This is a genomic window from Vibrio nitrifigilis (genome assembly GCF_015686695.1).
Lineage (GTDB): Bacteria > Pseudomonadota > Gammaproteobacteria > Enterobacterales > Vibrionaceae > Vibrio > Vibrio nitrifigilis.
The window spans coordinates 382902-407086 of sequence record NZ_JADPMR010000001.1; the positions used below are offsets into that span (position 1 = coordinate 382902).

At 42.0% G+C, this 24185-nt stretch carries 19 protein-coding genes; 12 read left to right on the forward strand and 7 right to left on the reverse strand.

The features are described from left to right. Positions 1–4: 4 nt before the first annotated feature. Together I1A42_RS01685 and I1A42_RS01690 are read left to right on the forward strand one after the other, a co-directional pair. Positions 5–496: a hypothetical protein gene (locus tag I1A42_RS01685; RefSeq protein WP_196122491.1), complete on the forward strand. Its 492-nt coding sequence runs from the start codon at positions 5–7 to the stop codon at positions 494–496. Between the two features lie 22 nt (positions 497–518). Beyond that, positions 519–818, forward strand: coding sequence for a hypothetical protein (locus I1A42_RS01690; RefSeq protein ID WP_196122493.1), 300 nt, complete (start codon positions 519–521; stop codon positions 816–818). A 35-nt stretch (positions 819–853) separates the two neighbouring features. Here I1A42_RS01690 and I1A42_RS01695 read toward each other — a convergent pair whose 3' ends face one another. After that, positions 854–1150, reverse strand: coding sequence for a cyclic-phosphate processing receiver domain-containing protein (locus I1A42_RS01695; RefSeq protein WP_196122495.1), 297 nt, complete (start codon positions 1148–1150; stop codon positions 854–856). Between the two features lie 426 nt (positions 1151–1576). On the opposite strand from I1A42_RS01695, the gene I1A42_RS01700 reads away from it, so the two are divergent. The 3 genes from I1A42_RS01700 to I1A42_RS01710 all read left to right on the forward strand — a co-directional run bounded on the left by I1A42_RS01700 (position 1577) and on the right by I1A42_RS01710 (position 6197). Continuing rightward, a complete protein-coding gene (locus I1A42_RS01700) occupies positions 1577–4135 on the forward strand; it encodes an AAA family ATPase (RefSeq protein WP_196122498.1) in 2559 nt (852 codons plus the stop codon). Positions 4136–4643: 508 nt separating this feature from the next. Next, positions 4644–5417 (forward strand): peroxide stress protein YaaA, encoded by a 774-nt coding sequence (gene yaaA, locus I1A42_RS01705; RefSeq protein WP_161153061.1) that lies wholly within the window; start codon positions 4644–4646, stop codon positions 5415–5417. A gap of 3 nt (positions 5418–5420) precedes the next feature. Beyond that, complete coding sequence (locus tag I1A42_RS01710; RefSeq protein ID WP_161153060.1) at positions 5421–6197, forward strand: TatD family hydrolase; 777 nt, start codon at positions 5421–5423, stop codon at positions 6195–6197. A 50-nt stretch (positions 6198–6247) separates the two neighbouring features. On the opposite strand, the gene I1A42_RS01715 is transcribed toward I1A42_RS01710, so the two are convergent. From I1A42_RS01715 to I1A42_RS01730, 4 genes are all read right to left on the reverse strand, one after another. Then, positions 6248–7213 (reverse strand): ABC transporter permease, encoded by a 966-nt coding sequence (locus I1A42_RS01715; protein WP_161153059.1) that lies wholly within the window; start codon positions 7211–7213, stop codon positions 6248–6250. After that, entirely contained in the window at positions 7213–8337 is a 1125-nt protein-coding gene (locus I1A42_RS01720; RefSeq protein ID WP_161153058.1) for an ABC transporter permease, read from the reverse strand. Before I1A42_RS01720 ends, I1A42_RS01715 begins: the two co-directional genes overlap by 1 nt. Further along, positions 8334–9896: an ABC transporter ATP-binding protein gene (locus tag I1A42_RS01725; protein WP_161153057.1), complete on the reverse strand. Its 1563-nt coding sequence runs from the start codon at positions 9894–9896 to the stop codon at positions 8334–8336. Before I1A42_RS01725 ends, I1A42_RS01720 begins: the two co-directional genes overlap by 4 nt. Before the next feature lie 124 nt (positions 9897–10020). Beyond that, entirely contained in the window at positions 10021–11016 is a 996-nt protein-coding gene (locus tag I1A42_RS01730) for a BMP family lipoprotein (protein WP_329604795.1), read from the reverse strand. A gap of 962 nt (positions 11017–11978) precedes the next feature. Here I1A42_RS01730 and I1A42_RS01735 point away from each other — a divergent pair. The 5 genes from I1A42_RS01735 to deoD all read left to right on the forward strand — a co-directional run bounded on the left by I1A42_RS01735 (position 11979) and on the right by deoD (position 17868). Continuing rightward, positions 11979–13247 carry a NupC/NupG family nucleoside CNT transporter gene (locus tag I1A42_RS01735; RefSeq protein ID WP_161153056.1) on the forward strand — a complete coding sequence of 423 codons (1269 nt, stop codon included), beginning with the start codon at positions 11979–11981 and terminating at the stop codon, positions 13245–13247. A 381-nt stretch (positions 13248–13628) separates the two neighbouring features. Continuing rightward, positions 13629–14408: a deoxyribose-phosphate aldolase gene (gene deoC / locus I1A42_RS01740; RefSeq protein ID WP_161153055.1), complete on the forward strand. Its 780-nt coding sequence runs from the start codon at positions 13629–13631 to the stop codon at positions 14406–14408. 63 nt (positions 14409–14471) lie between these two features. After that, positions 14472–15788 carry a thymidine phosphorylase gene (deoA, locus tag I1A42_RS01745; protein ID WP_161153054.1) on the forward strand — a complete coding sequence of 439 codons (1317 nt, stop codon included), beginning with the start codon at positions 14472–14474 and terminating at the stop codon, positions 15786–15788. Positions 15789–15817: 29 nt separating this feature from the next. Beyond that, complete coding sequence (locus tag I1A42_RS01750) at positions 15818–17038, forward strand: phosphopentomutase (RefSeq protein ID WP_161153053.1); 1221 nt, start codon at positions 15818–15820, stop codon at positions 17036–17038. Positions 17039–17145: 107 nt separating this feature from the next. After that, positions 17146–17868, forward strand: coding sequence for a purine-nucleoside phosphorylase (gene deoD / locus I1A42_RS01755; RefSeq protein ID WP_196122500.1), 723 nt, complete (start codon positions 17146–17148; stop codon positions 17866–17868). A gap of 362 nt (positions 17869–18230) precedes the next feature. On the opposite strand, the gene I1A42_RS01760 is transcribed toward deoD, so the two are convergent. Further along, positions 18231–18848, reverse strand: coding sequence for a YtjB family periplasmic protein (locus I1A42_RS01760; RefSeq protein WP_161153052.1), 618 nt, complete (start codon positions 18846–18848; stop codon positions 18231–18233). A 106-nt stretch (positions 18849–18954) separates the two neighbouring features. On the opposite strand from I1A42_RS01760, the gene serB reads away from it, so the two are divergent. Continuing rightward, positions 18955–19935 carry a phosphoserine phosphatase gene (gene serB, locus I1A42_RS01765; RefSeq protein WP_161153051.1) on the forward strand — a complete coding sequence of 327 codons (981 nt, stop codon included), beginning with the start codon at positions 18955–18957 and terminating at the stop codon, positions 19933–19935. A 68-nt stretch (positions 19936–20003) separates the two neighbouring features. On the opposite strand, the gene I1A42_RS01770 is transcribed toward serB, so the two are convergent. Next, positions 20004–22346, reverse strand: coding sequence for a PilZ domain-containing protein (locus I1A42_RS01770; protein ID WP_161153050.1), 2343 nt, complete (start codon positions 22344–22346; stop codon positions 20004–20006). A 231-nt stretch (positions 22347–22577) separates the two neighbouring features. Here I1A42_RS01770 and radA point away from each other — a divergent pair, with 231 nt between their 5' ends. After that, positions 22578–23954: a DNA repair protein RadA gene (gene radA / locus I1A42_RS01775; protein ID WP_161153049.1), complete on the forward strand. Its 1377-nt coding sequence runs from the start codon at positions 22578–22580 to the stop codon at positions 23952–23954. Positions 23955–24185 lie beyond the last annotated feature (231 nt).

Consider the following 24185-nt stretch of genomic DNA (forward strand, 5'->3'; position numbering starts at 1 on the left):
ATCAATGAAGATTTTATATTTCGACATGCTTAGTTTGTTCTATTCGAATGAATATTTTCACCGTAATGCAAGTGTACATACCAAGTATAAAGAATGGTTTAATACTCGAACAAAGACACTTTTAGAAATGGTAGAACCGGATTCTCAAGCTATCGGCAATCTAAGAGATGCAGCGTTAGAATCAGGGCTATTACTTTACCCTTTGGGGAGCTGCTACGACCGAGAATATCTTATTGAACATGGTGTGTTTACTGGCGATGAATTAGCCCCTGAGACTGAATTGCCCTTCAGAACGCATATGGACGACAACAATTCAGTCCGTCAGATGTTAGCCCATGCTCACAGTCTAAACGCCCAATGGTACGTCTGTGGTGATGTCGGCTCTGAAGAGCTATTACAACATTATCCGGATCGTTACTTACGTTCAGAGCTTGGAAAGGGCGTTACTAATGAACTGATTTCTAAAATACGCGGCTTGGAATCAGCGGACTATTAATTAACTGACTGGGGCAATACCGATGCTTTTGAAAAAGAGACACACTATAGACCAGATAGCTGCTTCTATCAAAAGCAGAAATAACGTTGATGATTTCCCTTCTCTTGAAAGACTAAAGTTGTACGAACAGTGGAAATCAGGAACCGCTAAAAAGGTACTTGATGGCATTTTGTTATATCAAGAAAAGCGCACAGAGATTGAACTGCAAGAAGTTGAGCAAACGATTGCTGATACATACAAAATACAGCTGGTATCGTTTGGGGTGAAAGTTGCAGCAGTTTTTTATGTAAACTCAGCTATATACATAATTCAAATCATATAGATAAACGAAAATGGCTTGTATTTTTCTCTCGAGATTCAACCCAACATACTTAACCGTTTGATATTAGATATTCCAGATTCCATTTTCTGTCTTGCTGATGAATTAGCGCTATGAACCCGTATAACCGGTGGTTGAAAACCTTGTGTTGCAACCGCCTCTTCAATCCACAAAACCACATCATAGCCAGTACCATGAGCATCATCTCCTAGATCATGATCTAGGCTGACTTCAGTCACCTTTCCTTGCTGTAGCAAGGCGATAGCTTCTTCAGGCCAGTAAACCCGATGCCATCCTTTCGGAGTTGACCGTTCATCATCAAGGTAAACCTTCATACTAAATCCTTAATTTTATGGATGTTGACTTAAATTAATCCGAAGTTAGTACTTTTACAACAAGCAGTTAGATGAATACGCCTTTGCCCAGTACGCCCGAAATTAATGATATTAAACAACTAGCTTCTTTTGTTTAAGCATATGAAGAAGAACACTATCCAATATAATTTGCTGAAAAATATAACACTCATCTTTTCAGCTCCGTACTGATGGGACAGCCAGCTTAAATGAATCTATTCAGAGACGTGACAGTTTGATCTTGGCTGGCACGAATGTGCCCCGAAACTTGTCATAGCTAATACTTGATTATGAGGAGTCAATGTGTCGAAGGCGTTCTCAGTTGGATTATGAGGATTTGAGCTATAATCAGTTTTTCATTAATAATATGCAATATCATGGATATTCACATCAGCGAAGGAAGTATCTATGCCAATTGCAACAAAAATCTGTGACCTAATAAACAGTAAAGGAAAGCCTGATTGGTGGAGGTACACTCTAAACCAAGCATTGGTTTTAGGCGAACTATCACATCAAGAACTCGAAACTGCTTACATACTTGCAAAGATGGAGTTTGGTTTAGAAGACAAAAGTCCAGATTACGAAATATTAACTCAGCAAGCTAAAGCAACTGGATATCATGCAGAAACTGAAGAAAACAAACTTATTTCTGTTGGTAATGCTTTAAACATATCAACACTTGCTGCGGAGAAAAAAATCGAGTTTTCACCGAAAGGGTTAACTGTTATTTATGGTAACAACGGAGCTGGGAAGTCGAGTTATGCCAAGATATTGAAGAATGCCTGCTTAACAAGGGGGGAAGCTCCTGCTCTAAAACATAACGTCTTCGCTGCCAAAATTGGAATACCATCGGCAGAAATTCAAATAGAGTCAAATGGTAAACCAGAATTGGTGATATGGAACAATCAATTGGAGCCAGACCCTCGTCTTAAATCTATTCGAGTATTTGACTCACAATCATCAATTCACTATCTGTCTAAAACTGATACTTTGGACTTCAAACCAGCGGCTTTGAAGCTATTAGATGAGTTGCTCAAAGTGAGTAGCTTCATCGCGGATAAGGCGAAAAAGGAAGAGACCTCTTGTATACCCATCCATGTTCTTCCGCAAATGAATATAGGAACAACACCAAGCAAACTAGTCATAAGCTCACAGTTAAAACCTGAGAACGTAGATTTATTGTGTGCTACTCAAAAAGAACTGTCTGAATTACAAGAATTGAGAAAAGAAGTTATTGAACTGACTAATAATTCTCCTCAAACACTTAAAGACCGATATCAAAAAAGAAGACTTCGGGCTGTGCCGCTTCAAAAGTTCTTACAAAATCTAGTAGATACACTAAATCTAAAGTCGGTGGAACAGTATAAGGCTGTATACAGCAAAAAAGAACAAACCAAGTTAGCTGCGGCTGAGTTAAGTTCTGTAACATTTTCTCAATTACCAGTATCGAATATAGGTTCCGAACAATGGCTTACGATGTGGAACGCGGCCAAACTATTCATTGAAAATGCAGAACAAAATAAGACATTTCCACTACAGGAAGGTGACCACTGCCCAACATGCCTACAGGAAATTGATAATACAACAGCATCTCGATTAGCTTCTTTCGATACTTACCTTCGCAGTGAGTTGCAAAAAGAAGCAGATGCTGCATTGAAAAATTGGAATACAGAACTTAAGAAAATTAAGGACTTAAGTTTTTCTACTATTCCATATGACGCCATTCTCAATGAAATCAAAGAGAAGGATGCAGAGTTAGGTACGCAGTTTGATACGCTGATTCTAACACTTAAAACTAGGTCTGATAGCTTGTTACAAGACACCCCTGTATTTAAACAAGAGGAAATAAATTCAGTAGCGCTTACACGGTTAAACTCCTACATAACTAAATTGGAGGAAGCAGAGAAAGCTGTACTGAATGACGAAGCAAAAGCTGCTGCAATTAAGGTTAAACAGCAGAGAATCTTTGAGATTGAAGACAAAGAGAAAATCTTAGCGGTCAAAGAGCAAATTAAAGCTGAAATTGCGAAAGCTAAGCAAAGAGACGCCTATGATAAGGTTAAGCGATCCACTTCTACAACTGCTATCACGAGGTTAAATAACGAGATATGTAGCTCTGGTTCGATAGGACGGATGCAAGAGTTTTTCAATAGTGAGCTAGAAAAATTAGGTTTTAACCACTTCAAAATTAATGCTCTCACGAAAGGTGTTAAAGGGAACCAAAACTTCAGTATTCAGCTTTCAGATAACAATACAAACATTATCGATATTGCAAGTGAAGGAGAGCAAAAGTGTATATCTTTAGCGAGCTTCTTTGCGGAGTTAGCTACCGATAGCAGAAAGTCTGCAATCATCTTTGATGATCCCGTAAATTCTCTTGATCACATATGGAGGCTGAGATTCGCAACAAGAATCGTTGAGGAAGCAAAATCAAGACAAGTAATCGTATTTACTCATGACTTACCTTTCATGAAAATGATTCAAGAGACTGCTGACGATGTAACTATTAGAGCGGTTACTAGAAATAAGAGTGTTACAGGTATTCCTCTCGATGCTCCACCTTGGGACGCTTTAAAAACACAAAGCAGAATAGGTTTTCTCAAAGATAGGTTAGTCAGAGCTAGAAAAGCAGCCAACGTATCCATAGAAGACTATCAGCATCAAGCAGGCTTTATCTATGGGAAAATGCGAGAAACTTGGGAAAGGCTTGTCGAAGAATGGCTGATTCGTGGTGTTGTTGAGCGTTTCAATAGGGAAGTAAAAACCCAGAGTTGCAGATACCTAACTGATATTACTGACCTAGATGTTGAAACCATTAATACTGCTATGAGCAAGTGCAGTACATATATGCACGGACATGATATGGCAGAGGAAGTCGCTGGTGCATTTCCAGATATTGATGAATTGGAAAAAGATGTAGCAGACCTGGATGAGTACTTTACTAACCTGAAAAAACGAAGAAAATAAATGTTTGAACAGGAGATATAGCCCCCTATGTCTCCTGTTATCACCTGTCTTGCTTTTATCTGCACCAGTATAGTTGCATAGTTAATTTGGTCACTAGAATAGATATTTTGTAATACCATTGGTAACCCATGAAGTGCTAATTTAGGTGTGGTGACCATCTAATTAGTTATCTAGGAAGCAACAGAACCTGATATTCTCAGAATGACTTCCCAATGGCAAAAACTTAGATAAACTGTTAAACAGAGTTACAAAAGAAACTGATCTAATTTTTTCCGTTTATTAATAAGATAAATGCAAAAAGTTAGATTTTAGAGGGGAAAGTTAGATATTTTTTGTGTAACCCTTGTGTGTAAAGGGATTCCTAACTTTTTCATCTAACTTTATGTTAAGGGTGTTTCTTTGTATTCTAGATAAAACATAAACCAAGTTACTTGGGCTTTTAGGTAACTAAAATGTCAGTCACTTGGATACAAAAATATGCTCAACTAATAACTTTAGGATACCTGTTATGCTGATTGTCGTTTCACCCGCTAAGACATTAGATTATGACTCGCCATTACCAACGGAGCGTCATACTTTGCCTGAATTTATCGAACACTCTGCAGAACTGATTGATGTGTGCAAAAAGCTTTCACCGCAAGACATTGCTCAATTAATGAAGGTAAGCGACAAGATCGCGGGGCTCAATGTGGCTCGTTTTGCTCAGTGGAGCACTCAGTTTGATTTCGACAATTCTCGCCAAGCTATTTTCGCTTTTAAAGGCGATGTGTATACAGGTCTTGATGCCGAATCGTTAAGTGAAGACGATCTTGAGTATGCGCAAAATCATCTGCGCATGTTATCTGGGCTGTATGGTTTACTCAAACCATTGGATTTAATGCAGCCATATCGTTTGGAAATGGGGACTAAATTAGCCAATCCTAGAGGCACAAACTTGTATCAGTTCTGGGGAAATATCATCACTGATAAAATTAACCAGACCTTAAAAGAACAAGATGAGGAAGTACTAATTAATCTGGCTTCTAACGAATATTTTAAGGCGGTAAAACCTAAAGCTGTGGCAGGAGATGTAGTAACGCCTGTATTTAAAGATTGTAAAAATGGGCAATATAAGGTCATCAGTTTTTATGCGAAAAAAGCGCGCGGTATGATGGCTCGCTACATTATCGAAAACAAAATTGAATCAGTGCAAGAGTTGCAAAATTTTGATACTGCGGGTTATTACTATGTTCCTGCCGAATCAACGGCAACAGAGCTAGTGTTTAAACGCGAAGAGCAATAATCATTGGCACTATTTGATACTCACTGTCATTTAGACTTTGCTGCACTGCAGCCGCATAAAGAGACGATTAAGGTCTCTTTAGAGACCGGTGTGGAGCGATTTATGGTCCCAACGACCACTCGTTCTAGCTGGTCTTTAGTTAAAAACCTTGCTCAGCAATATCCTCAGAATATTTTCTATGCTTTGGGTCTTCATCCCTATTTTTTATCTGATGAAGTACCTACCTTGGATTTACAAACACTATCTGAACAATTGAATAAAAAGACTCGCCAGGTTGTTGCCGTTGGGGAGTGTGGCCTAGATGCGATGATTTCTGTTTCGCAAGAGGTTCAGGAAAGGGTTTTTGTTGCCCAAATTGGCTTAGCGCTAGAGCATCATTTGCCGATAGTATTACACAGTCGCAAAACGCATCACCGCATATTGCAGCTATTGAAGCAGCATCATTTTAATTTAGGTGGTGTATTACATGGTTTTACTGGTAGTGAGCAGCAAGCGCGTCAGTTTATTGATATGGGGTTTAAAATTGGGGTAGGGGGAAGTATTACTTACCCTCGAGCCAATAAAACGCGTACAGCGATTGCAGCTTTGCCCATTGACGCATTAGTTCTAGAAACCGATGCGCCAGATATGCCGCTCAATGGATTTCAAGGTCAGCCTAATACTCCAGCGCGTTTGCCTATTGTGCTGACGACGTTAGCCGACCTACGAGGTGATGAGCCGAGTATGCTTGAGCAGCAGCTATGGCAAAATAGTTTATCGTTGTTCCATTTGCGTAAATAGAGACTGACAAAAAGGGCTGCGATTGCAGCCCTTAAAGTATAGCGTTGTCGTTATTCACGCTCTTTGGTGTAAGGTACACCCACTGATTTAGGTGCGATTGCCTTACCGATAAATCCAGCAAGTAAGAATACGGTTAGCACATACGGTAGAGCTTCAATCGCTTGAACCGGGATGGTGAACCCGTCAACGGTTACCCCTTGCAGACGAATGGCTAATGCATCTAAAAAGCCAAATAGTAAACAGGCAAACATGGCATTTTTAGGTTTCCATTTACCGAAAATCAATGCAGCTAGAGCCATGTAGCCCTTGCCCGCACTCATATTAGGGATGAACTGCGCGGTTTGTCCTACCGATAAATATACGCCACCCATACCGACTAAAATGCCACAAATGACCAAGGCGCTGTAACGCATTCGTACGACAGAAATGCCCGCGGTATCCACGGCTGATGGCGATTCTCCCACTGCTCGTAGACGCAAGCCAAAACGAGTTCTAAATAGAATAAACCAAGAAAGTGGCACCATAGCGAACGCGAGGTATTCAATCAATGAGTGCCCACTGAGAAGATCTGAGTAGATAGGCCCAATGAATGGAATTGAATGAATGGCGTCTGCGCCAGGCAGGTGAATCGGTGCAAAACGACCGTCTCCAGACAGTGCCGGTGTTTGTCCGCCTTGGTGGAACCAGTAGCGCCCCAAAGTGACCGTTAAACCAGCAGCCAAAATATTAATTGCCATACCACTGACAACTTGGTCTCCGCGGTGAGTGATGGATGCAAAACCATGCACCATCGATAGTAAAATAGAGATTAAAATACCGGCACCAAGCCCAAGCCATGCAGAACCTGACAGGTAAGCCACTGCTGCGCCAGCAAATGCTGCTGCAAGGAGTTTACCTTCTAACGCGATGTTTACGACCCCGGAACGTTCACTGAACATACCTGCCAAAGAGGCAAGAATCAGTGGGGTTGCCATACGTACAGTGGAGTCGAGCATTTGAATTATAGTCTCAAACATTATGCTTCTCCTTTGGCAGATTGACGCTCAAGTCGGTGTATTACACGTAAGTAGAAGCGCTCTAAGGAAGGTTTAAACATGTGCTCTAAAGCACCAGAGAAAAGGATCACCAATCCTTGTAATACGACAACGATGTTACGGTCGACACCATAATCGAAGCTTAGTTCGGCTCCTCCTTGGTATAGGAAGCCAAACAGCAAACTCGCAAGGAATACTCCCACAGGGTGGTTACGGCCCATTAAAGCAATTGCAATCCCTGTAAAGCCAAAACCTTCAACAAAGTTAAGTTTTACTTGGTGCAGTTCACCTTGAAGTACGTTGACGCCAAAGAAACCGGCCAGCATGCCGGAAACCAACATAGTAATGACAACGACCTTTACGTAATTGATCCCTGCATACGAAGCTGCAGATGGATTAGAGCCGATTGAGCGAATTTCATAACCCCAACGGGTATGCCAGATCAATAGCCAAACGAAGACACAACATAAAATCGCAAAAATAAAACTGATATTCAGTGGATTTTGCGCCATATCAACCCCAAAGAAAGCCATAATTTGATGCATTTGTGGCAGCCAACTTTGTTCAGCGAAAACGCGAGTTTCCGTAGCCATTGAACCTTCAGGTTTTAGCGTATGCACCAACAAGTAGGCCATGACCGATGAGGCTATAAAGTTGAACATGATGGTGGTGATGACTATGTGTGACCCGCGTTTTGCCTGCAAATAGGCGGGAATTAATGCCCAAGCGGCACCGAATAGACCACCTGCGATAACAGCAACAGGAAAAACGACATACCAAGGAGCAACATCACCTAAGGATAAACAGACAAGCCCCACGCCTAATCCACCAATATAGGATTGGCCTTCAACCCCAATATTGAATAGACCTGCGTGGTAAGCGACAGCAACAGCTAAACCGGTAAAAATAAATCCAGTGGTGTAGTAAAGGGTATAGCCGAAACCGTCCGAATAGCCAAAAGCACCGGTCCACATGGTTTTGATAGCATCAATGGGGCTGATGCCAATATACATAAATAGAAAAGCTGAAATAATAAAAGCGACTAGCACGTTAAGTGCTGGGAGTACACCAATGGTTACCCAAGCTGGAACTTTTGCCTGGCTCATGCGTTTTCTCCTTGGTGTGATTTAATATGATCAGGGACGATGTTCGCCATCATTAAGCCTAATGTTTTCTCATCAGCTTGGTCACAGGAAACTTCGCCCACGATTTTGCCATCGAACATGACTAAAATACGGTCAGCGAGGGCTATGATTTCATCCAATTCTACCGAAACCAAAAGCACGGCTTTTCCTGCATCGCGACTGGCAATAATTTGCTGGTGGATATATTCAATGGCACCAATATCAACCCCTCGCGTTGGTTGGCCGATGAGTAACACATCAGGGTTTTCTTCCATCTCACGAGCAATGACAAGCTTTTGCTGGTTACCACCAGAGAAATTGGCTGTTTTTAGATTGATGTCATTAGGGCGCACATCCCATTTGTTCATACTGTCGAGGCAGTATTTATCGATGGCTTTCTTATTTTGTAGTAAGCCTTTGTTGTATTTTGGTTGGGTGTGGTAACCAAGAATATAGGCTTCTTTCGCATCAAACTTATTGATTAGACCTTGCTTGTGACGGTCTTCGGGAATATGTCCTACACCCATCGCCCGAACCTTCAGCGGGTTAGTTGTGTGGTCTGCATCAATTGTGTTTCCATTTAAATCAATGTGACCTGAGCTTGGTGCCATCATTCCAGATAAAAGAGCTAATAGTTCTGACTGGCCGTTACCTGACACTCCAGCAACACCAACAACTTCACCGGCTCGAATTGAAAAGTTTACGTTGCTAACGCGAGTCACACCCGATTCGTCAACGTAGTTGAGATCACGTACTTTGACCAATTCCTGGGCTGGTTTAGCCGCTGATTTATCGACTTTTAAACGAACCTTACGGCCCACCATCAACTCGGCTAACTCTTCTTTATTGGTTGTATTGGTCGCAAGATGTTCAACCATCTGTCCTTGACGCATTACCGAAATATTATCCGTAATCGCAAGGACTTCGCGGAGTTTATGTGTGATCACGATAACCGTGGTGCCTTGGCTACGTAGCTTATCCAAAATAGCAAACAAGTGATCAGCTTCTTGAGGAGTCAGTACGCCTGTTGGTTCATCAAGAATGAGGATGTTGGCATTACGGTACAGTGCTTTAAGGATCTCTACACGTTGTTGAATGCCAACGGGTAGATCGCCCACTAGCTCATCTAGAGGCACCTCTAATCCGTAGGTCGAGGCAAGCTTCTGCAATTTTTTACGCGCAGAAGACAAGCTTTCGGTTAGTTTCCAGCTTGATTCAGCACCAAGAACAATATTTTCCAAAGCAGTGAAAGTGTCCACTAACATAAAGTGCTGGTGGACCATACCAATACCTGCTGCAATGGCTTCTTGGGAATTGGTTGGATGATATGGAGCACCTGAGACTTTCATGACACCTGAGTCAGGTTGATAGAAGCCGTAAATAATGCTCATCAATGTGGATTTACCGGCACCATTTTCTCCGATAATGCCGTGAATGGTACCTGAAGGAACTTGTAAATCGATATTATTGTTAGCGTGTACTGCACCAAAACGTTTATCAATTTTCTTCAGCTCGATTGCGTAATTTTGAGCTTGAGTCACGAGATAACTTCCTGAACAAAGAAAAAAAGATGTAACTTACCTTCGCTATCTTTTTGTTAAATTGTGTATAGCAGAACGCCGCTGTAGACAGCGGCGTAAGGTAAGATCTATTCAAATCAAAAGCTTAGTATTTACAAGTGTTGTCCACTGTATAGTCATGTACTTTGATTTTTCCTGCAATAATGTCAGCTTTTAGACCATCGATGTATTTTTTGAGTTCTGGAGTGATAAGTTTTTCATTGTATTTATCAACAGCATAACTCAATGCATTGTCTTCTAAACCAAGAACTTTGATGCCTGGTTTCCAAGTGCCATTCATGTCTTCATGCCAGCTGTTGTATGCTGCTTGACCTACGTTTTTCACCATAGATGTTAGCATTGTTCCTGGATGAAGGTGGTTTTGGTTTGAGTCCACACCAATAGCATATTTACCTGCATCGACAGCAGCTTGGTAAACACCTAGCCCTGTACCACCTGCTGCTGCATAAATAACATCAGCACCCTTAGAGAACTGAGTTTTTGCCAATTCAGATCCTTTAGCTGGGTCATTAAATGCTGCGCCAGTAGAGCCGGTCATGTTTTGTAATACGGTAATTTTAGGATTAACGTATTTTGCACCTTGCTCGTAACCACATTCGAATTTACGAATCAGAGGGATATCCATACCACCGATAAAACCCACGACACCTGTTTTCGAGTATTTAGCCGCGATCGCACCAACTAGAAATGAACCTTCGTGCTCTTTAAATACGACCGATTGAACATTGGGCTTTTTGATCGTTGAGTCTAATACCACAAAGTGTGTTTTCGGAAATTCATCAGCCACTTTAGTCACTGCGGATACCATATTGAAGCCAACAGCAACAATTGGAGAAAAGCCGCGGCTTGCAAGTTTACGTAAACCTTGTTCGCGTTGAGCTTCGTTTTGTGGTTCAAATTCACGAACTTTATTACCTTCGGCATTCATTGGTTTGACACCATTTTGGTAAACCGCTTCGTTGAACGATTTATCAAATTTACCGGTTGTATCATAAATAACTGCAGGTTTTACGGCTGCAAGAACATGACAAGAAGTGACGGCTAGCGCCAAAGTGGTGAGTTTTAAAATGGACTTTTTCACAATGAAATCCCTACGTTGCAATGCCACTGTCTATGTCTTCAATCCTTATTGAAAACACATGGAAAGTTAAATGATGCCATATCATTAAGGTCAAGAAACCAGAATCATAAGGCACAAAATGAGTCAAATTAGCTACACAAATAGCGACTCAGTTTATCGTTTGCTAAGAAAAAAAAAGTGGATTACTTCACAAGAAGGTCCAAATTTTCACCGGAATTTTCGACGTTATGTTGCGAAAATGTAATGAATTTTACTTTTTATGATCCGGACCGAATTTAAGCTGTGATATTGCTTACTAAACTCAGTGCAAACGTTTTTTTGCACTAATTTGAGGCGAACTCCCCAAAAAAGTGCGCAACACAATTCCTCCATGATGCAATCATCACGGAGCAAGTGCGATATAACCTCGTGAAACAAAAAAGAGGCTTTTAAATCAGATTTTAAGCTAAATAAATCAATGTAATGTATTGATATTTAATGGTTTGAACCTAGTTTTTCTCAGAAAAATTAACCACGTATCAAGACATATGCTCATTGCTTTTTCTTAACCCACATCATCATTTTCATGAGATGCTATGAAAATACCGTGCCAACCTATGTGATATAGGCCTCGCTTTTACTTCTGGTAGGATTAATAAAATGAATGAGAAAAGTAAGGTAAAAGTCGAGATTTTGTCGGTAATGGTATTAAATTGGTTGCTATTTTATACTCGCAAACGGTTGCTAGATTAAAGAATATTATGTTTTATAATTGTTAATTATTTGTTTGTTTGAGGTGTTTTGCTGGTGTAATTAGCACTTATGATGTGATAAAAGTCTCAATTGTAAATGTACGTTAATAAATCTGTTCATAAAAGCGTGAGCAGCTCATTACTTTTGCTTATGTCGTGCGTATAATCCGCCCCGAAATTAATCCAGTGTCCAAACACGCCAACATTTAACCAGTAAGGAAGTCATAAACTATGAGCCTGTTTATGAGCCTAGTCGGTATGGTAGCAATTCTTGCTTTTGCAGTATTGTTATCGGATAACCGCAAAGCTATCAATTTTAGAACGGTGGGTGGTGCATTTGCCGTCCAATTTATTATCGGTGGTTTCGTTTTATACGTACCATGGGGTCGCGACGTGCTCGCTGGATTCTCAGCCGGTGTTCAACACGTTATCGATTACGGTAAAGATGGTATCAGCTTCTTATTTGGAAGCTTAGTTAACTTTTCTGTTGATGGCATTGGTTTCATCTTCGCATTCCAAGTGCTTCCAACGGTTATCTTCTTCTCTGCGCTGATTTCGGTATTGTACTATTTAGGTGTAATGCAGTGGGTTATACGCATTCTTGGCGGTGGCTTACAAAAAGCATTAGGTACTTCTCGTGCAGAATCACTTTCAGCAGCGGCAAACATCTTTGTTGGTCAAACTGAAGCGCCTCTTGTTGTTCGTCCGTTTATTTCACGTATGACTCAATCAGAGCTGTTTGCTGTAATGTGTGGCGGTCTTGCTTCTGTTGCTGGTGGTGTTCTTGCTGGTTACTCTTCAATGGGTGTTCCACTTGAATACTTGGTTGCAGCATCATTCATGGCGGCTCCTGGTGGTTTATTGTTTGCAAAAATCATCAAGCCTGAAACTGAAAAACCAAATGAAAATATCTTAGAAGAAGGCCTTGCCGATCAAGAAGATAAACCTGCTAACTTGATCGATGCAGCAGCAAGCGGTGCCGCAACTGGTTTACAACTTGCTCTAAACATCGGCGCAATGCTTCTTGCATTCGTAGGTTTGATTGCTTTGGTCAACGGTATCCTTGGCGGTGTGGGTGATTGGTTTGGTTACGGTAACCTATCTTTACAATTGATTCTTGGTTGGATTTTCTCGCCTGTTGCATTCTTAATTGGTGTGCCTTGGAGCGAAGCTAACATTGCTGGTTCATTCATCGGTCAAAAAATCGTAGTCAACGAATTCGTTGCTTACCTAGATTTTGTTCCTTACGTTAAAGATGCGGCTCACCATGTTGTTGCTTCAACGGGTCTACCGATGACTGAAAAAACACAAGCAATTATCTCATTTGCTCTATGTGGTTTTGCGAACCTTTCTTCTGTAGCGATTCTACTTGGTGGTTTAGGTCCTTTGGCTCCTAACCGTCGTCATGATATCGCTCGTTTCGGTATGCGTGCTGTAGCAGCTGGTACGTTATCGAACTTGATGGCTGCGACCATCGCTGGCTTCTTCTTATCACTCTAATATCTGAGTTATAGATTTATAGACGCCATTAATACGAACCCCGTAGCAAGCCACTTGCTGCGGGGTTTTTTGTTTTGTGGGAGGGTGATTATCGCTGGTATGGCTTCGGTTTTGAGATACAAACCGTTTGCGTTGAGGACCTCACTATGGATTTGACGTAAATCAGGCTAGGGTTGGCGATAACACAGTGACACATGTAACCCTATGAGAGCGTATGATAGCTCTTGTTATTTTTACCGAATGACCTCTGGGTCCTGTGCGGCGCTATGGATAGCGATTAGCAGTGTATTCTGCTGAGTCTTCAAGGAACCAAGTCCGTTCATTGGTGTGCTCTATTTCCTTACGGATCACACCGTTTGAATATTTTGATTGGAGAAAGAAATGAGCGATTTAAAAGCGGCAGCTTTACGTGCACTAAAACTAATGGATTTAACGACGCTAAATGACGACGATACTGACGCTAAAGTGATTCAGTTATGTCATGACGCCAAAAGTCCTGTAGGTAACACTGCTGCAATTTGTATTTATCCTCGCTTTATTCCTATTGCTAAGAAGACGCTAAAAGAGCAAGGCACACCGGAGATTCGTATTGCTACTGTGACAAATTTTCCACATGGTAATGACGATATTGATATTGCGGTTGCTGAGACCAGAGCTGCTGTTGCGTACGGCGCGGATGAAGTCGATGTTGTATTTCCATACCGAACTCTAATCGCAGGTGATGAAACTTGTGGGTTTGAACTGGTTAAGCAATGTAAAGCGGCATGTGGCGCGAATGTGCTACTTAAAGTCATCATTGAAACGGGTGAATTAAAGGAAGAGTCCCTGATTAAGCAAGCATCAAAAATTGCGATTGAAGCGGGGGCTGATTTCATTAAAACCTCTACGGGTAAAGTGCCAGTGAATGCGACCCCTGATTCAGCGCGCATGATGCTAGAAGTGATTCGCGATATGGGGGTGGCCGATAAAGTGGGCTTTAAACCAGCTGGTGGTGTACGCACTGCTGAAGATGCAGCGCTATATCTAGCGATGGCTGATGATATTTTGGGCGGTGACTGGGTTGATAGTCGCCACTATCGATTTGGTGCTTCAAGCCTATTAACTAACTTATTAAACACCTTGGATGTTTCTGATCAAAAAGCTGACCCTACTGCTTATTAATTCCAGATAAAAGCGGAGCTGGTAATGCTCCGCTGATAACAGCATGTGGATTAAGGAACAGTCATGTATTTGATTCAAGAAATTATCCGTAAAAAGCGCGATGGTGACGTTCTTACGGATGACGAAATTCAATTTTTCATTCAAGGTGTAGCGGCACAAACTGTGTCTGATAGCCAAATTGCGGCCTTTGCAATGGCTGTCTATTTTCAAGAAATGACTATGCCTGAGCGGATTGCACTTACTTGTGCCATGCGTGACTCAGGTATGGTGATTGATTGGAGTGATATGAAGTTTGATGGCCCTGTGTTGGATAAACATTCAACAGGAGGGGTTGGCGATGTGACTTCATTGATCCTAGGGCCTATGGTGGCGGCTTGTGGTGGTTATGTACCTATGATCTCTGGTCGTGGTTTAGGTCATACTGGTGGCACTCTTGATAAATTGGAAGCAATACCGGGTTATACCGTCATGGTTGATCGCGACACTTTTGCTCGAGTGACGCAGCAGGCTGGTGTCGCCATTATCGGTCAGAGCCATGATCTTGCTCCAGCAGATAAACGCATTTATGCCGTACGCGATGTCACAGCAACGGTTGAAAATATGTCGATGATTACCTCATCGATTTTGTCGAAAAAGCTAGCCGCAGGGCTTGATGCGCTGGTCATGGATGTCAAAGTTGGCTCAGGTGCTTTTATGCCGACGGATGCATTGTCAGAAGAATTGGCTAACTCTATCGTGAGTGTTGCCAATGGTGCTGGAACTCGTACCAGTGCACTGTTAACTGATATGAATCAGGTACTCGCTTCTTCAGCGGGAAACAGCTTAGAAGTCGCCGAAGCCGTTCGGTTTTTGACTGGTGAGCAACAGAACTCAAGACTCAAACAAGTGGTGATGGCACTGGCTAGTGAATTGCTTGTCCTTGGTGGTCTCGCGATAGATAAAAAGCATGCGATGGACAAATTGTCGGCATCCCTTGCCAGTGGTGAAGCGGCTAAACGCTTTAGTCTAATGGTTGAAGGACTCGGTGGACCGGCCGACTTTGTCGAGCACTATGATCAGTATTTACCACGGGCTCAGGTGATAAAACCCGTCTATGCCGAGAAATCTGGTGTGGTAACGGCAATGGATACCCGAGCGATCGGTATGGCTGTCGTTGGTCTCGGTGGTGGTCGTCGTGTCGCTGATGATGTTATCGACTATTCAGTTGGGTTTGATCAGTTTATTCAGCTCGGAGACGTTGCTTCACCAAAAGTTCCACTTGCTATATTGCATGCGCGTAATGAACAAGAGTGGCAAATAGCGGCTCAGAATTTGCGTCAAGCTATCTGCATTGGTGAACAATACCATGCGAGCCCTGTTATTTATCGTTATGTGCAATAGCACAAGGATTGAACTAAGAAATAATCATAATGAAAAGAGCCATTATTTTAGTTTTAGATTCTTTCGGTATCGGCGCAACTGCCGATGCGAAGGATTTCGGTGATGTCGGCGCGGATACGCTAGGGCATATCGCTGAACAATGTGCAGCCGGTAACGCTGATAATGCGGTGCGCAGTGGCGTGTTAAAACTGCCTCATCTATCTCGTCTAGGTTTGGGGCGTGCGCACCAAGAATCAACCGGAAGATATGCTCATGGATTAAATGAACAAGTGGATATTATTGGTGCTTATGGTCACGCAGCGGAGCTTTCTTCGGGGAAAGATACGCCATCAGGTCACTGGGAAATTGCTGGTGTTCCGGTATTATTTGATTGGGGATATTTTACGGATAAAACTGAAAGTTTTCCCCAAGAGCTTTTAGATCGTATCGTTGCTCGAGCAAATTTACCGGGATATTTAGGAAACTGCCATGCTTCGGGGACTCAAGTTTTAGATGATTTGGGTGAAGAGCATATGGTGTCAGGTAAACCTATCTTTTACACGTCGGCTGATTCAGTATTTCAGATTGCCTGCCATGAAGAGACATATGGCTTAGAGCGCTTAATGGAACTTTGCCATATCGTTCGCGAAGAGCTTGCTGATTACAATATTGGTCGCGTGATTGCTCGTCCTTTTATTGGGCCTAAGTCAGGTGAGTTTGAACGAACAGGAAATCGCCGCGATTTATCAGTAGAGCCACCGTCAGCGACAGTGTTACAGAAACTGGTGGAGGAGCGCCAAGGCCAAGTCATATCAATTGGTAAAATTGCGGATATCTATGCTCACTGTGGAATTACACAAAAAGTGAAAGCAACCGGTATTCCCGCTTTGTTTGAAGCGACATTAGATCAAGTAAAGTTGGCGCAAGACAACAGTATTGTCTTTACTAATTTTGTCGATTTTGATTCTGCGTATGGTCACCGTCGCGATGTTGCTGGTTACGCCGCAGCACTTGAATATTTTGATCAACGGTTACCAGAGTTGCTGTCGTTAATGCAACCCGAGGATGTGCTGATTTTGACCGCTGATCATGGATGTGATCCTACTTGGCCTGGGAGCGATCATACTCGTGAGCATATTCCCGTTTTAGTCTACGGCGATAAGGTCACACCAGGATCCTTAGGACAACGCGATACATTTGCCGATATAGGCCAATCTTTAGCAGACTATTTTGCTCTGACGCCAATGGAGTTTGGGCAAAGCTTTTTATAGTCATTAAGCACGTACTATGTGTTTATGACGTTAACAACGTGAATAGGGCTAAGTCTTATACTGAGTGTTGGACTTAGCCAACTAATTAATTTTAAAGGATACAAACAATGGCAACTCCACATATTAATGCTGAAATGGGTGATTTTGCAGATGTCGTTCTTATGCCGGGCGACCCTTTGCGAGCAAAATACATTGCGGAAACTTTTTTAGAAGATGTGGTTCAAGTTTGTGATGTACGTAATATGTTCGGTTTCACAGGCACTTACAAAGGTCGCAAAATCTCTGTAATGGGCCATGGTATGGGCATTCCTTCATGTTCTATCTACGCAACTGAGCTTGTGAAAGACTACGGCGTGAAGAAAATTATCCGTGTTGGTAGTTGTGGTGCAGTAAGTACTGATATTAAAGTGCGTGATGTTGTGATTGGTATGGGCGCTTGTACAGATTCCAAAGTAAACCGTATCCGTTTCAAAGGTCATGATTTTGCAGCTATTGCAGACTACAAAATGGTACGCGCAGCAGAAGAAGCGGCAAAAGCTCGTGGCACTAAAGTAAAAGTAGGTAACTTGTTCTCAGCGGAGTTGTTCTACACGCCAGATCCAGACATGTTTGATGTTATGGATAAATACGGTATTGTTGGCGTAGAAATGGAAGCAGCGGGTATCTACGGTGTTGCAGCAGAATATGGTGCTAAAGCTCTGACTATCTGTACTGTCTCTGATCACATCAAAACAGGTGAGCAAACCACGTCTGAAGAACGTCAAAACACGTTCAATGATATGATTGAAATTGCACTTGAATCGGTATTGATTGGCGACAAAGATGCTTAATATCTATACCCAAGTAACCTCAAGATGCTGTTTCAGCGAGAATGTATTCGCTCTTAGGCAAGGCACTGATTTGAAGACATAGTCATTCTACGTTGAAAATCAGTAACACAGCCTAGGAGCGAATAAAACTCGCCCTTTGGGAGCTCATCAACAAACCTATTTCTACGCCCAATCACGTTAAAAGGGAATGACCATTCCTGCCGTGATTGAGCTTGACCTAGGCTCGTTGATGAAGCTCTGAATCCTGCATCTCGAGGTCATTTGGGTATATACCCAAATGATAGGTTATTTGGGTATTAGAGATACGATTAAGATAAATGAAAGCCTCGGAGTATTGACTTCGAGGCTTGTTTATTTGTGGTTCATTGTTGAGAGGCATTACGCAGCAATAAGTTTTGTCCGCGATGAATTCTCTTAGAGCGGTTGCGCAGTAATAGTGTAATGAGTACACCACTAATAAAGCTCATCAAAATCATTAAATACATATAACGATCGCTTTTGCGGTAGTGATGGTCGGAAATTGCCGTTACTTTACCAGTTTCAAATGTAATCCGAACAAAACCAATGATATCGCCATCATGCATAACTGGCTCAACCAATTGTTGACGCCCGATGCTGGCTGTATGAAGCGGTGTGTCTAAACCAAGCACTTCACGAACACTCATCGCGTTATCGCTGGAAGCAAGCTTAACTCCCTCTGCATCATAAATTGTGGCATCAAAGACAAGCCGATCTTTGGCAAGCTGATTAGTTAACCCCAGTAGGCGTTCTTGGTCTTGATCCGCTATCATATCACTAGCGGTCATTGCTGCTTGGGTGATTAGAACCTTGGTCAAAGTTTCTAATTGGTTGGCTTGGATGCGCTCATTTCCTTTGCTGATAATGACGCTGTTAGTGATGGTTACAATAAACATCACGGCTACCAGAACAACAGCCAGCACTCGAATCACCACGCGAAAAGAGAATAGTGAGCCATTCATAAAGCTTTTCACCTAATCAAAAAATTAAGAGTTCGCCCATATTGGGACTTGCGTTTTTAAATTGCAATAGGGTAACGTTCTGTTCTCCCAATAAAGGATAGTATACATGGACGCTTTTAAGACTTTACCGATAAAAAAACACCCATCTTTAACTCAACGTTTTCCAGAGACTCGTTTTGCTGCGCAAATTGAGCGAAAAAACGCGAACTGGATTGTGTTTGGTGAGCATTTGGCGCCCGAACATTTTATTGATATCGATTTTTATACTCGAGAGCACAATGCCATTCTCGAAGTATGGCAAGTCGGTCATTATGAAGTTGCGTTAATGGCTGGGACTTTAAGCGATAGAAAGGCCCGCGTTCTCGATGAATTGAATTTGGAGTACGCCCGCATTCATGATGTTCCGGATTTGAACCAACCGGGATTGATTGTGATGGATATGGACTCAACGGCTATTCAAATTGAATGTATTGATGAAATTGCGAAATTAGCTGGTGTGGGTGCTGAGGTATCGGCTGTGACAGAACGTGCGATGCAAGGAGAACTCGATTTCGAGCAAAGTTTGCGTCAGAGAGTTGGCAAACTCCAAGGTGCTGACCAAAGTATTCTTGATACGGTACGAGAAGGTCTACCATTTATGCCAGATCTTGGTGAAATGGTGACGACGCTGCAGCAATTTGGCTGGAAAACTGCTATTGCATCTGGCGGGTTTACTTACTTCTCTGATCATCTTAAGCAGCGCTTAGGGCTTGATCATGCACAATCCAATGTTTTAGACATTGTTGATGGCAAGTTAACTGGAAAAGTGCTTGGTGGTGTCGTGTCGGCCCAAACGAAAGCTGATATTCTTAATGATCTGGCAGAAAAATATGAAATTGAAGCGCATAACACCGTAGCGATTGGTGATGGTGCAAATGATCTTGTGATGATGGGGGCTGCAGGGCTTGGTATTGCTTATCATGCTAAACCGAAAGTGCAGGCGATGGCACAAACCTCAGTAAAATACATTGGCCTTGGTGGGGTGTTATGTATTTTATCGGCAGGTTTAGTGAAACAGCAGAAGCTCTCTTGGGTTGCAAAACCATAGTCACTTTAAGTATTGAATCTCTGAATCATCCTCAAAATGATTCAGAGATTATGGGCCAAATGAATTGCTTATATCAGTTGTAATCGCCCTAAAACTTCATCTGTGATGTTAATGATTTCACTGTATCCCGCGAGCGCGCCAATTTCTTTTTCAATGCTAGCAGCACTAGGAATACTGACTTGAGCGAGCTCATCAAGATCAGAACCGGAAAGCTTAGTGAACGCATCAAATATCGGCGCAGATGCTAAGCGGAGTATAAATAATTCGCCCATGTTCTGGGCATTCTTCAAAAACTCAATTCGTTCCTGCGCACTGGTGAAATCGCTGCGTAGGCGCGTTTCTATCGAATTAACGCGTGAACCAAACTTAAGTATAGAAATGTATATTTCGTTAAATTGCGGTTCTACGCCTTCAATTCTCTTCATCGGATTGGCTAATAAAGAGCTAGTATGCCCTTTATAAATTGGGTCTAAAGAGAGTTTCCCTTCTTGGCCTAATTTAGATAAAAACTCGATATGCTTGGGAAGCGGAAAGTTCACCCCAACAATTTTAGGGCGTAAGTTACGTGAGCTTTTATCAACAAAAACCGGCGAACTTACCATCCTATCTAGCAAGATATTATGCAAACTCTCTAGTAATTGTGGTGATGGAAGAAGTTCTGGCTTCTCAATTAATTTGTGATGATTGTGATTTATGACACTACTAAAGAAAGCAATGACCTTCATTGTGTGGGAATTCTCTTCCAACATCAGTTGAATACGTCGTCCTTCAGGGCTAACGCGTATAACCTGATAGGGCACTTTGTCTAAGGGCAGAGTTTTGTCATACAGTTTCAGTTCTTTGAAATCGATAGTAACAATATCTTGTACCCGTAAATTCAGTGGCTCCTCGACAATAATGCTTAACCCACGCTTCGATATATCGACGGTATAGCCAGTGTGTTTTCCTGATTCATTGTCTACCAGATCGAGCGGTGTCTGAAATTGATAGCGAGGTTCTTTCCGGCGACACAATGCATCAAAGTAAACACTCATTGGCATTCCTTTGACTTTTCTCGGATGGCAGAATTCGTTAATGGCTTTTGAGGTTAAATTCGGTTTGTCGACAAATAAGTAATCTTTAGCTGACTCAATATCGCTGATCTCTTGCAATACACCGTAGTGAGTAAGATTACGAGATCGTTGGGCAAGCTCATCGCTATGACTTGCCAAAAGTGTTCTTTCTTCTTTTGATAGCTCAAATACATAGAGACGAAAGACTTTCCAGCTATCTCGTTTTGCACCGATATGCCAAAACAGCTTTCTCTGATCGGGCGTTGCTTCTGGCATCATCATAGAAAAGAATAAAGTTTTATCTTGGTATTCGTGTTTAAACGAATAAAGGACATTGTTGCTGTCATGCAAACCCGGCCGCACCAAGTTTTCCATTCTGCTTTTATTAAAAAGGGTGCCTAGTGCTTGTTGGTTGCGTTCATCATGCCAATACTGCCAAAGTGGATAATTGTTTTCAGTAATCAGCACCAGTTTTAATTCATCACCACTGAAGAACAAGGGGAGAGAGCAGCTGTGTTTTAAATAGGCATGCTCATAAGCCCTTGTTCGAGCGCGAATTATTTTATCTTGATTATCATGTTTGGCTTTTTTACGAGTTGAGTTGAGTGATTCAACGATCACTCGTTCCACCGCGTCAGTTTTTGTTAGTCTAAGAACACGCAGAAACTTAACCGCATCATTATCATAAGAGTCATCAACGGCGAGAATACGATACTCAACACCTTGCTCTAATTCTGTGATGTCATGATCTTTTAATAGCTCAACAAATTTTATGGTGATGGTGTCGCCTAATTTATAGTCAAAAAAAGACGGTACTTTTAGGCGAGCTCCTGAGCTTGATAAATCAACACTTAACCCATGAATGATTTGCTGTTTATTATTGAGGTGTATTTGTATTTGCGTGCTAATACGTAGACGATTTTCTGCCCGCTTTAGATCGTAGCCAAGTTTAATCGGCTCAGCTTCAAATAACGGCTTTTGTGTTTCCGAATCTTTGGGATTATCACCATGTTTTTGCATCACACGAAAGTTATTGCGAGTATTGTTTAGCGCTGACCAAACACCTTCTGTATAAGCACCATATTTACGAATGTTTTTATGGTAGGCATTGAACGCAACATCATCGAACCAATGTTTAATTCCATCTAATTCGTATTCTCGACAATCTCCACTGACACGGCCTCGTAGATCGATGGTCTTTGAACACGGGGCCATAATGCGATTTAGTTCCATTTTCACAAGTAACTTCGCGGAAGGTCCTTCCCCTTGAGTTATTTGATCAAGAAGATAATCTAAATCACCTGAGTGATAAGCGGGGATCAACCGCTCAGCGAGGGAGAGAATGTCTGATTGCTGCATACATATCTTTCAGAGTTATAGTTTGAATAAAATATCGGCAGTTTTCATTATATCTTTAGATACAACGGTCTTTCCGCGATCCATCTTGTAATCAGCGGCTATTAAATCGCCCATTTTTGTAAATATACTGGTCCAAAGGTACTTTGATTCTCGCATCTTAATAACGCAATAAGTATATTATTGGTGATTAGACTAGAATTGTCATTTTTTGAATAGAATTATTGAGGTTTCATGGCTAAAGCAAAACGTGCTTATGTGTGTAATGAATGTGGGGCTGATTTTCCACGTTGGCAGGGACAATGCAGTGCTTGTGGTGCTTGGAATACCATAACAGAGGTTCGTTTAGCTGCCTCTCCACAAGTTGCTCGCAATGAACGCTTGAGTGGCTATGCTGGAGCCAGTGAGTCCAAAGTTCAAATTCTGTCGGAAATTGATTTAGAAGATGTACCGCGCTTTACTAGTGGTTTTAAAGAATTCGATCGAGTGCTCGGTGGCGGGATTGTGCCTGGCGCGGCTGTCTTAATTGGCGGTAACCCTGGCGCAGGTAAATCGACATTACTGTTACAAACCATGTGTTTTTTGTCATCACAAATGCCAACACTTTATGTCACGGGTGAAGAATCACTGCAACAGGTGGCAATGCGAGCATCTCGTTTAGGTTTACCCAAAGAGCATTTGAAAATGCTCTCGGAAACGAACGTCGATAAGATTTGTCAGATAGCAGAAAAAGAACAACCCAAAATAATGGTGATTGATTCGATTCAAGTGATGCACGTTTCTGATGTTCAGTCTTCACCAGGTAGTGTCTCGCAGGTAAGGGAATCTGCGACGGCATTAACGCGTTATGCAAAGCAAAATAATGTCGCTGTCTTTATTGTTGGTCACGTGACCAAAGATGGCACTTTGGCAGGTCCTAAAGTGCTTGAGCACATTATTGATTGCTCAGTGTTACTTGATGGCAGTACTGACACACGTTTTCGTACCTTACGTAGTCATAAAAACCGCTTTGGTGCCGTGAACGAACTTGGTGTGTTCGCGATGACAGGGCAGGGTTTACGTGAGGTAAAAAACCCTTCTGCAATATTCCTATCTCGTGGCGAAGAAGAAACGTCTGGCAGCTCTGTGATGGTGGTGTGGGAAGGAACTCGCCCTTTGCTGGTGGAAATTCAAGCCTTAGTCGACTATTCACAATTGGCGAACCCGCGCCGAGTGGCGGTTGGTCTTGAACAGAATCGCCTTTCTTTATTATTGGCGGTTTTACATAAGCATGGCGGACTCCAAATGGCGGACCAAGATGTATTTGTTAATGTGGTAGGTGGGGTAAAGGTAACCGAAACCAGCGCCGACTTAGCGTTGGTGATCGCGTTATTGTCGAGTTTTCGAGATCGTAGTATTCCTAAAGATGTGGTCGTGTTTGGTGAAGTTGGCTTGGCTGGAGAGATTCGTCCGGTACCGAGCGGGCAAGAACGACTGAATGAAGCGTTTAAGCATGGCTTTCGCAAAGCAATTGTTCCTGCTGCTAATATGCCTAAACATGGTATTGAAGGTATGCAGATACATGGTGTAAAAAAATTATCAGAAGCCATTGAAGCCTTTGATGAACTTTAGATAGTATGTGCCTTCACTAAGAAAATGCATAAAACTAGCCGCCAAATATGGCGGCTATCTTGTTATTAGCTATAATTCTTGGCTGAAGTTCTGCTTGTAAAGGAACATGTTAGTTAGTCATGGAGTTCGATAAAATAGGACTTATTTTTATATATAAAATAGTGACTTATTAAGGGTGTAATAAAATGTTCAAATGCTTATTCGCACTCTTAACAAGTGGTTAAAAACGCA